The following is a 10327-nucleotide window of genomic DNA, read 5'->3' as shown; positions in this document are numbered from 1 at the left end:
TTAAACTGTAACTGGGTCATTATTAATTCCTCCTACATTGTTTATCGTCGTTGAAAAACATTGTATCATAAGGAATTAATGTGACCCTTTTTGTTTATCCTTTTTACACAATTATATGGACTTAATCATCGTTCAGGATGCGAGTGACATTGGCATGTGTACGAAGATCCAGTTTCCCTGTTTCTTGTGCAACTGGAATAACAGTAACAACTGGGTCCGCCTTCGCACCATACTCACAGCCGAAGTTTTCACAATACGCACAATACTGACAAGCCATGCGCGAAATTCCATCCGGATTCTCATAGTTCTCCGAAAGATTGGCAGAAGGCAGGATATATGGATTATAGCCGAGTTTTTTTGTAGCCTTTTCAAATTCCTCCAAAACGGGTGTTTTTAACATTGGACCGGTTGGATATGGATTAGACCTATGTCCATAAAGGTCAACTGTTTCACCGGAAATCCCCGCCATTTTCTCAAAGGTATCGTAATAGGACTCCAATTCATCATACGTAATGCCCCAATCCTGGAGTGGTATTTCAGATTTGATTTTGCCTGCGCCATATCTTTCTTGAGTTAATGATTTAATTTCAAAATCATAGGGTAGGAAACGATAGGTTTGTCCGTTCCAGTGACTTCCGGCTCCACCAACACCATCACCGACAATAAATGTTCCATAATGGCGCATAGGCAGTGCGCGCATTTTTCGGTTATTACGGGAAGTAATCGTTTCTTTGGATAGATCCTGCATCATTTCTTCACGGTGCTGGAAACGGAGCTCGTCATGTACCATTAAATAATCGCTCATTTTTCTTTCTCTTCCACGTTCAAGGCCAACCACTTCAATTCCCGCTTTTGTTAATTCTGCAGAAATAATACTGCCGGCCCACCCCATACCGACAACAACTACAGGTACTTTAGGCAGTTTTTTAACCATGTTTATCATCCTTTCTATGAGTGTTTCATATGACTATGTAGGCTCTTAGGCTCCAACTTAATAAACTCTTTACTCTCAACTTCTTTGACATAATTCATACGTGTCCCAGGATATTTTCTCATTGCCCATCCTTCCATTTCATTATTACCGCCGTACATTGGATCAGCATAAACTCCCTCAAGGGTTAACGTTCGAAGTAATTTAAAAAATTCAGATGAAGGTACACCGGATAAGGCGTTTGCTTCACCATTTTCAAATGCAACCAATACTTCAACTTGTTGGTCAGATTCTAGGTCCACAAATGTATTATCGAATTTCTTTTTGCTGTAATTATCCAGCTGCTTTATGCCTAACCGGAACAAATCCTTTCTAAGTAGTCTAACCTGTCCACCTTGTGTTGGCTCTGGGTTATACCATGGCCCCATTCTATAGTCTTTTGCATTTACACCCCATTGGCTGGCAAGCTGATGATCGATATAAATGGCTACATTCAATCCCCTAGCACCAGGCCCTAAATCATCTTCCGGAAAGATGCGTTCCGCAGCAGCCATGGTTGTCTGATATTCATCAGGATAAAAAAACATCAAGGCTTCATTTGGATTAGCTGCTGGCGTTTGTTTCGTTTCCGTTTTTTCATCCGGATCCGTACTTGTTCTGCCAAGCAAGCCTCCAACTGCCCCACCTACAACAAGGCCCCCGACAGTTAAACTTGAACTTTTTATAAAGTCACGTCTCGTACTTTTTGTATCTTGTTTGTTTTCTGGATTCTCTTTATCTGACACAAAAAAACCTCCTAATTCTAATGAATATTATTGCAAAGCAGCAATTTTTGGATGATAAATTCAGATACCGGAAATTCCAATAACGTGGAAACTGTCTGATATAAACATTCAATCTCCAACAACAAATAATATATTTCAATAATAGAGTGCCCAATTTTTAACAATGTATAAATAAAATTTATCGTGGACATATTAAAAAAATAACTCATCCATTAAGAAGTCATGAAAGGTGTTGACAGAAGTTGTTATCAAGTATTGGCATTCCAGGATTGATCTTAATTTTAATTATTGCTTTAATTATTTTTGGACCAAGGAAACTTCCTGAGATTGGTTCTGCCATGGGAAAAACCCTAGCAGAGTTTAAACGGACGGCAAGTGATCTCATGGGTGATGATGAGACGAGTGAAAAACAAAAAGGTGAATAGTAGTTATAATTAAAAGCTTGGTAATCATAGTTAAAACCTATCATAACAATAAAAAATTGCTATTGGATTACTTACTATATCTGTCCTATCCTATATATATAGGACAAAATAGTAGGAGGAAAAAATAATGAAAAAAGCAGTTTTTTATCATGCAGGTTGTCCAGTATGTATGGATGCAGAGCAAATGATGTTAGGATATTTGGATAAATCAAAAACAGATCTGGAAATTGTCCACTTTGGTGAAGATGCTTCAAGAATAAGTGAAGCTGAATCGGTTGGGGTAAAATCAGTTCCGGCTCTTGTAATAGGTGAAGATGTCTATCATATTAATTTTGGGGCAAGCATGGAAGATGTGAAGAACGGATAATAAAAACATCAAAAGCAAGAGGCTCAATCACTGTGCCTCTTGCTTTATTTAATTCTATGGGCTACAAAGAGACACTTTTTTCACCCAATTGATCAATAAAGGACTTTGTAGTTGCACACATGAATTTGTCCTTTCTATAAATAAATCCAATGTCCCTTTGGGGTGTGGGATTAATTAATTTAACTTTAGCAATTTGGCTACTTTTTAAATAATCAATGTACGGTTCAGGCAAAATAGTTACACCAATACCTTCAGAAACCATTTGAATTAAAGATTCCATTGTAGTCATTTCCAGCGTTGACTTAAGCGTAATGCCAAGTTCCACACAATACTTATCAATCAGCTTTCTCAGCTGATAGTTTTCAGGTAATAATATTGTTGCTGTGTCCTCAAGTTTCTTCATCTCAATCTCTTTGAATTCTGCAAGGGGATGACCTAATGGAACAGCTAAAGAAAGTTCTTCCGTAAATAATGGAATGGACTCAATTTCCTCATCGTCCACTGGTAAAAACACAATCCCTAAGTCTAATTCATTTTCCAGCAGTCTCTTCTTTATATCTCCTGTCCGTAAACCTAAGATGGATAGTTCAATATTAGGATATAATCTTTTGAAATTTATAATGGTAGGTGGGAGAAGATAGCTTATACATGTTAAAAGCGACCCGATGGTAAGTTTTCCTCGTTGTAGTACGTTTAATTCTCTTATTTCGGCTTTAGATTGTTCAATTTCATGAAAAATTCGTTGGCTGTGAATTAGTAAAATACTTCCAGCTTCTGTTAAAGCTGTTTTTTTACCAATTCGATCAAATAGTGGTGTGCCTACTTCAGCTTCTAAATTTTTTATTTGTTGGCTTAAGGATGGCTGTGAAATATATAACTTCTCAGCAGCTCTGGAAAAGTGCAGTTCTTTGCTGACCGCCATAAAACATTCAAGTTGTCTTAGATCCATTCTGCCCCAACCCTTTCTAAATGATGGTTTATCTTCCTATTATTATACAGATTATTGGATAATACAATTTAAGCAGACTATGAACTGGATTCCATATTTTAAAATAAAAAGACATCCTGAATAATTAATATTTTTTACTATCTGCTTCATTTTGAAGTATAATCAATAAATATACTAATTTAGAGGTTGGAGTGTAATTATGCTGAAATCAATTGCGGTTGGGAAATTAGTGGCAGAGTTTTCATTGGAGGTACTGTCAGGGGAAGCATATCTGGAGCGCCCAATTACAAAATTGCAGACACATCGCCCCGGACTGGAATTTATCGGCTACTTTGATTTTTTCCCAATGGAGCGTGTACAAATCCTTGGTAAAAAGGAAATTACATACTTACATCAGTTAAGTCAGAAAGAACGGCAGAAGCGGATTGGCAATGTTGTAAACTACCATCCACCATGCTTTATTGTAACGGCAGAGCAGGAAGGACTTACATACTTAAAGCGCTATTGTACAAAAGAGAAAATTCCCTTGTTGCGTACAACTGAATCTACGACAGATTTTATTGCAAAAGCAGATGCCTATTTGACAAGAATATTGGCACCTGAAATTGCATTGCACGGGGTTTGTCTTAATGTTTTTGGAATAGGAATCCTGCTTCGTGGAGAGTCGGGTGTGGGAAAAAGCGAAACAGCGCACACGTTGATTGGCAGAGGACATCGGCTGGTGGCAGATGATATTGTCGTATTGAAAAAACTAAGCCATAAAACAATTCTTGGTACCCATAATGAGAAAAACAAGGCATTTCTTGCACTAAGAAGTATTGGTTTATTAAATGTTGTACGTATATATGGAAGAAAGGCCTTTCAGGATGAAACGAGGATTGCTTTAGATATAAACCTAACAAAGTGGGAGAAAAACTCCTTGAATAACGAGCTGGAGGTTGAGACAAAATTCAAGGAGTATATGGATGTTCCCATTCCTCATATTGAGATTCAGCTGCAACCAGGCCGGGACGTGGCCGGTCTAATTGAAGCGGCAGCAAATAACTGGTATTTGCAGCAGCAGGGCTATAGTGCTGCAGAGGAGTTTATTCAACGTATCGAATCAGATGAAGAAGACGGGAATAGCTGATATCCCGTCTGTTTTTTTACCAAACAATAAAAAAATCAGTAAAGCTTCTACAACTTTACTGATTGAAACCATTTCATTACCATCTTATTCTGTATAATTATCAAAATATCCTTGGATAAAGACGATGGGTGTTCCTTTATCCCCACTTCCTGAAGTCAGGTCAGATAGTGAACCAATCAGATCTGTCAGCTTTCTTGGTGTCGTACCCTGGGCTTCCATTGCATCTGAAAGATCGTCATCTTTATTATCAATGAACTTAGATATAGCCTGCTGCAATTCTTCTCCTCTTAAATCAGCAAAGTTATTATCAGCAAGATATTTTAATTTAACCTCATTAGGCGTACCAACAAGTCCTGACGTGTAAGCCGGGGATACAACAGGGTCAGCAAGCTCCCATATTTTACCTACTGGATCTTTAAAGGCACCATCTCCATAAATCATTACTTCTATATTTTTGCCTGTTTTTTCTTTAAGTTTTTGTTGAATGTTATCAACAATAGGCTGGCATTGACGTGGGAAAAGTTTAATGCCATCTTCCGTCGATTTGTTTGATCCAAGCAAACCATAGGATTCATTATAGCCGCTCCCGTCAACTGAAGCAGCCAGGATATCATCAAGGCCGTAAACTTTATCTCCGCCATTTTCCTTTAATATTTTCTTCGTTCTGGTTCTTGTATGTATGTCACAAGTTAGAACGTTTTTTGTGTAATCCAAAATGGTCTTTGCATTATTTGAGAAGATAACTTCACATTCTATGTTATATTCTTCAACCAGTGATTTATAGTACTCAATATAATCAACACCTGTAAATGTATGCTTAATATACCCAAAATGATTGCGGAATTGTTCTTCTGTCAGGACATCTGTCCATGGATTGACTCCCTTTTCATCAAGCGCATCTATATCTACTAAGTGATTGCCAACCTCATCTGAAGGAAAGCTGAGCATTAAAACGATTTTTTTGGCTCCCTTTGCAATCCCCCGAAGGCAGTTTGCAAATCGATTCCGGCTTAAAATTGGAAATATCACACCAACTGTATCATCTCCAAATTTGGTATGTACATCTTCAGCAATGTGATCAACTGTTGCATAATTACCTTGGGCACGGGCAACGATTGATTCAGTTAATGTAACGATATCCTTATCATTTATTTGAACTTTTTCCACTTCCGAGGCTTTTAAAACGCTGTCCACAACAATTTCCTCAATGTTATCCCCTTCATTAATGATCGGGCACCGAAGACCTCTAACAACTGTTCCGACTACTCTTTCCACTACAATCGCCTCCATAGGACTACTAAAATAAATTTATATGTGTCAACTTGTAATATACAACAATTTGGTCATATAAGTAAAATTAGATGTGCTTTAAAATATAAACAAGAAAGGGAATATACCAGGTTGGGAGAACATCGGCTCGAAAACAGAAACATCAGCCTGTGCGCGAAAGCATCAGCCCGAGAGCCAGAACATCATCCCGATAACAAAAACATTTTCCCAAAGCGAGAAAGCTAAAACGATTTTCACATCGTTTCAGCCAACTTTCTTTATTGCTTCAGAGCGAGTGCTTGTTCGTATTCCTTTTTAATTCGATGTAAAAGTTCAAAATCGGTTAATAGCTTATAGCCTGTTGAAGCAAGAGCTTTTGCCCCGGTAATAATTGCTTTATCTCCTAATTCTGATTTAGCTGCCTCCCGGAACTCGTCAGTGTGGGCAATTAGATCATCTGGACCAATTTTAATATGTCCGTGTGATGTTGGAACCTCATAGCTGATGTTTCCGGCATCTGTTGATCCTTTACCTTTACCCTTTTTAGTATGAACGACCTCACCGAGCGATTCGAGTTCCACTTGTAATGCTTCGTCCAGTACGGAATTCAGAACAAAATCCTTCACTTCATTTTGGAAACGTTCAACTTTAACGGTTGCACCTGTAGCAAGAGCGGCACCTTCAGCGATGGCGCGTACTTTAGCCGCTGTTTGCTCTGTTTTATTCCAGGATTCAGCCCGTATGTAAAAGCGGGAAGATGCATATTCGGGAATAATGTTTGGTGCATCCCCACCATGTGTAATTATACCATGAATACGTACATCGGATGGCAGCTGTTGACGAAGTGCGTTGATCCCATTGAATAATTGAATGACGGCATCAAGTGCATTGATACCTTGTTCAGGTGCCCCCGAGGCGTGAGCTGGTTTTCCATAAAATTTAAAATCAAGCGGATCTACGGCAAGTGATTCACCGGTTAAACTCGTTTTTCCAGATGGATGAAGCATTAGTGCTACATCCACATCTTTTAAATAGCCGTGTTTTACGAAACTGCCTTTAGCACTGCCATTCGGCCCGCCTTCTTCAGCAGGTGTTCCAAGAACAACAACACGACCGCCTGTTTCAGGTAGTGCTTCTGCAAGTGCGATACCTGCAGCAACACTTGTTGTACCAATAATATTATGCCCACAAGCATGGCCGATTCCAGGTAAAGCATCGTATTCAGCAAGATAGGCGATAGTTGGTCCTTCTACCCCACTGTCCTTTACCGCATAAAAAGATGTTTCATGCCCAGCCACCGCTGTTTTTACGTCAAAACCTGCATTTTGCAGTATGTCAACATGCTTGCCACTTGCATAAACTTCTTGGTTCCCTATTTCCGGGTTTGCGTGGATGTCTTGACTTGTTTTTATATACAGATCACGATTTTCGTCAATGGACTGAAGTAATACCTCTTTACGATTTTCTTGTACAATACTCATTTTATATTCCTCCCTGGTTTACTTTTTTAGTTGTTCAAAAGCCTTATCCAATTCTTCCTGTGTTAATTTGACAAGGAATGATCCGCCATTTGTGTCTTCTTTTATAGCCTGTTCGATATCTTTCTCCTGGTAAAGTTCAACAATGCGTTTATATGTTTCGTTATCTTTGTCTTCTGCTCGTGCTGCGATGATATTGACGTATGGATGTGTTGCCTCACCATTTGCATCTTCTATGAAAATTGGGTCTTCCCCAGGGGAAAATCCGGCCTGTCCTGCAACACCATTATTGATAACAGATGCAGTAACATCAGGTAATACACGTGGAGTCTGCTGTGCTGTCATTGGAATAATCTCCAGATTCAATGGATTTTCCGCAATTTTAGATGGATCCCCGAACATTCCAAAGTCGTCAGCCAGTGTAATCAGTTCAGCACTCTCCAGCAGTCTGAGTGAGCGTGCCTGGTTGGAAGGGTCATCAGGGATAGCGATTTTATCCCCTTCTTTAATCTCTGAAACATCCGTAATTTTTTCGGAATATATACCAATTGGTGCAAGCATTGTCGAACCAATCGGTACAAGGTCTTCACCGCTTTCCTTCACATATTGTCCAAGGAATGCAATATGCTGGAATGCATTGATATCAAGGTCTCCCTGAGCCAGAGCATTATTTGGTAGGGTATAATCTTGAAATTCAATGAGTTCAATTTCAATGCCTTCTTTTGCTGCTTTCTCCTTCAAAATCGGCCATTGAACACCATCTGAACCATTTACCCCAATTTTCACTTTAACAGTATCACCTTCACCGCTTTCACTGCTCGCACTACTGCAAGCGGAAAGTGCAACAACTGATAAGATAGCTAAACATAATATCCATAATTTTTTCATTTTAAAATTCCTCCCTTTATTCTGTGGTTAAGAGCCTGATACTTGGGTCTTTTAAAAAAATATTTTACATGCACCGTTTTAACGCCGCATAATTTTTTTCGAAAGTGTATTGCCGATCCATTGTGCGAGCTGTACCATAACGATTAGGATAATAACTGTGACAAGCATGACACTTCCATCAAATCGCTGATAGCCATAGGTCATGGCTATATGTCCGAGACCACCACCACCGACAGTTCCGGCGACTGCCGAGAAGTCGATAAGGCTGACAGAAACAAATGTAAGTCCTAAAATAAGCGGACCGAGCGCTTCAGGTATCAAAATAGTAAAGATGATGCGGAGTGGACTTGCTCCCATGGCTTGTGCTGCTTCTATTACGCCAGGGTCGATGCTGACCAGGTTATTTTCCACAACCCTTGCGATGGTAAAGCTTGCTACAATCGTCATTGGGAAAATTGCTGCAACGGTACCTATTGTTGTCCCGACAACCAATCTGGTTAGCTCTGATATAGCAACCATGAAAATAATGAACGGAATCGGTCGTATGATATTTATAAAAACGTTTAAGATTTGAAAGAGCAGTTTGTTTTCCAAAATATTATTTTCTCTTGTTACAAAGAGCAAAAGACCAAAACTGATTCCGATGATGGAACCAAAAATAAGTGTGGCAATAACCATTGTGAGTGTTTCACCAGTCGCTTCTACAATCCTTGGCCAAAATGTTGTCCAATCAACCTTCATTTTCAATGACCTCCTCAAGTTCTACAATTGTGTTAAGCTCATTCAGTACGTTTTGCACTGCTGATGCATCACCGGTAAACGAAACAATCAGATTTCCAAACAGTTTTTCCTGTAATTCTCTCACTGCACCGTAAACGATATTGAAATCAACATCATGTTTTTTGGTAATTGTTGAAAGGACCGGGTCATTCGTTGCATCCCCTTTAAATATGACACGATACAACTTCCCGCCCCCACTAGAGCGCCATTCCTTTAAAATTTGTTTGGATGGCAGGTCACTTTGTACAGAGTGGATGAATCGCTGTGTTGTTTCATGCTGTGGGTCAGTGAATGTTTCAAATACATTTCCGTCTTCAATGACTTCTCCATCTTCCATAACAGCTACTTTGTCACAAATGGATTGGATGACATGCATTTCGTGTGTGATTAATAATATCGTGATCCCTAAATCCCGATTTACTTTCTTCAGTAGTTTTAAAATATCAGCAGTTGTATCAGGGTCAAGCGCTGAAGTTGCTTCATCACAGATAAGAATATCCGGAGAAGTGGCAAGTGCCCGTGCAATTCCGACACGCTGCTTTTGTCCGCCTGATAATTGATCAGGGAAATCCTTTTCCTTATCTGCAAGTCCTACAAAGTTCAATAATTCCTTCACACGTTTATTAATTTCCCTTTTGGGCGTACCAGCCAATTTCAATGGATAGGCAATGTTTCCAGCAACAGTACGTGAGTTGAACAGGTTAAAGTTTTGAAAGATCATGCCGATATTGCGCCTTCTAGTCCGTAAATCTTTTGAAGACAGTTTACTAACATCAATATCCTGGATGAAGATGGTTCCGGAAGTCGGCCGCTCAAGCATGTTCACCAGGCGGAGCAGTGTGCTTTTTCCTGCACCACTGAAGCCAATGATCCCGAATATTTCTCCTTTACTGATGGATAAGGATACATTTTTAACTGCGTGAACATCTCGTTTTCCAAGGCTAAATGTCTTGGACACATCTTTAAATTCAATCATATGCTGACCTCCTGAAGTCTACTGAAATTCTGTTTAACACCATCAAATTTATTTCCTTAGAAAACTTGGCTTATCGCCAAGCCTTAATGGCGAAAGCCTTAGTTACACTTATACTGATTTCCTAAAAAAGTTATACTTTACTATCAGTGTAAATAAAAAAATCCCTCTTTTTCTTGGATATAAGAAAAAGAAGGATTCTATGTAAGAAGCCATCTCATTCTCATCTTTCAAATGCTACTTGCATTTGCAGGAATTAGCACAGTATTCCGATATAGAATCTGTTGCCGAGATGTCTTAGGGCCTGTCCCTCAATCTCTCTTGATAAGAAAATGATGTATTGCTATTCGATT

At 39.1% G+C, this 10327-nt stretch carries 10 protein-coding genes, 1 pseudogene and 1 riboswitch; of the genes and pseudogenes, 3 read left to right on the top strand and 8 right to left on the bottom strand.

The features are described 5' to 3' along the window. Positions 1–130 precede the first annotated feature (130 nt). Positions 131–934, bottom strand: a pseudogene (locus CIL05_RS03135) (GMC family oxidoreductase); the annotation flags it as partial. 14 nt (positions 935–948) lie between these two features. Next, positions 949–1716, bottom strand: a complete 768-nt coding sequence (locus CIL05_RS03130) for a gluconate 2-dehydrogenase subunit 3 family protein (RefSeq protein ID WP_095654034.1) — start codon at positions 1714–1716, stop codon at positions 949–951. Positions 1717–1958: 242 nt separating this feature from the next. Between CIL05_RS03130 and tatA the strand changes: the two genes are divergently transcribed. Together tatA and CIL05_RS03120 are read left to right on the top strand one after the other, a co-directional pair. After that, positions 1959–2141 carry a twin-arginine translocase TatA/TatE family subunit gene (gene tatA, locus CIL05_RS03125; protein ID WP_095654033.1) on the top strand — a complete coding sequence of 61 codons (183 nt, stop codon included), beginning with the start codon at positions 1959–1961 and terminating at the stop codon, positions 2139–2141. Between the two features lie 127 nt (positions 2142–2268). Then, entirely contained in the window at positions 2269–2508 is a 240-nt protein-coding gene (locus CIL05_RS03120; protein WP_095654032.1) for a thioredoxin family protein, read from the top strand. 61 nt (positions 2509–2569) lie between these two features. Here the strand turns inward: CIL05_RS03120 and CIL05_RS03115 are convergent, their stop codons facing one another. Next, positions 2570–3457, bottom strand: a complete 888-nt coding sequence (locus CIL05_RS03115; protein ID WP_095654031.1) for a LysR family transcriptional regulator — start codon at positions 3455–3457, stop codon at positions 2570–2572. A gap of 202 nt (positions 3458–3659) precedes the next feature. Here CIL05_RS03115 and hprK point away from each other — a divergent pair, with 202 nt between their 5' ends. Beyond that, positions 3660–4586 (top strand): HPr(Ser) kinase/phosphatase, encoded by a 927-nt coding sequence (hprK, locus tag CIL05_RS03110; protein WP_095654066.1) that lies wholly within the window; start codon positions 3660–3662, stop codon positions 4584–4586. A gap of 84 nt (positions 4587–4670) precedes the next feature. Here hprK and CIL05_RS03105 read toward each other — a convergent pair whose 3' ends face one another. The 5 genes from CIL05_RS03105 to CIL05_RS03085 all read right to left on the bottom strand — a co-directional run bounded on the left by CIL05_RS03105 (position 4671) and on the right by CIL05_RS03085 (position 9977). Next, positions 4671–5861: a coenzyme F420-0:L-glutamate ligase gene (locus tag CIL05_RS03105; RefSeq protein ID WP_095654030.1), complete on the bottom strand. Its 1191-nt coding sequence runs from the start codon at positions 5859–5861 to the stop codon at positions 4671–4673. A gap of 272 nt (positions 5862–6133) precedes the next feature. Then, complete coding sequence (locus CIL05_RS03100; RefSeq protein WP_095654029.1) at positions 6134–7336, bottom strand: M20 family metallopeptidase; 1203 nt, start codon at positions 7334–7336, stop codon at positions 6134–6136. 18 nt (positions 7337–7354) lie between these two features. Beyond that, a complete protein-coding gene (locus CIL05_RS03095; protein ID WP_095654028.1) occupies positions 7355–8221 on the bottom strand; it encodes a MetQ/NlpA family ABC transporter substrate-binding protein in 867 nt (288 codons plus the stop codon). A 78-nt stretch (positions 8222–8299) separates the two neighbouring features. Then, complete coding sequence (locus CIL05_RS03090) at positions 8300–8962, bottom strand: methionine ABC transporter permease (RefSeq protein WP_095654027.1); 663 nt, start codon at positions 8960–8962, stop codon at positions 8300–8302. Beyond that, positions 8952–9977, bottom strand: a complete 1026-nt coding sequence (locus CIL05_RS03085; protein WP_095654026.1) for a methionine ABC transporter ATP-binding protein — start codon at positions 9975–9977, stop codon at positions 8952–8954. The genes CIL05_RS03090 and CIL05_RS03085 overlap by 11 nt, the downstream gene beginning before the upstream one ends. Positions 9978–10194: 217 nt before the next feature. Beyond that, positions 10195–10305, bottom strand: a riboswitch (SAM riboswitch). Positions 10306–10327: the final 22 nt, after the last annotated feature.

Source organism: Virgibacillus profundi (assembly GCF_002287375.1).
In the GTDB taxonomy this organism is placed as follows: Bacteria; Bacillota; Bacilli; order Bacillales; family Amphibacillaceae; genus Virgibacillus_K; species Virgibacillus_K profundi.
Note: the sequence above shows the minus strand (reverse complement) of the source record. Positions and strands in the feature narration are given on the sequence as shown.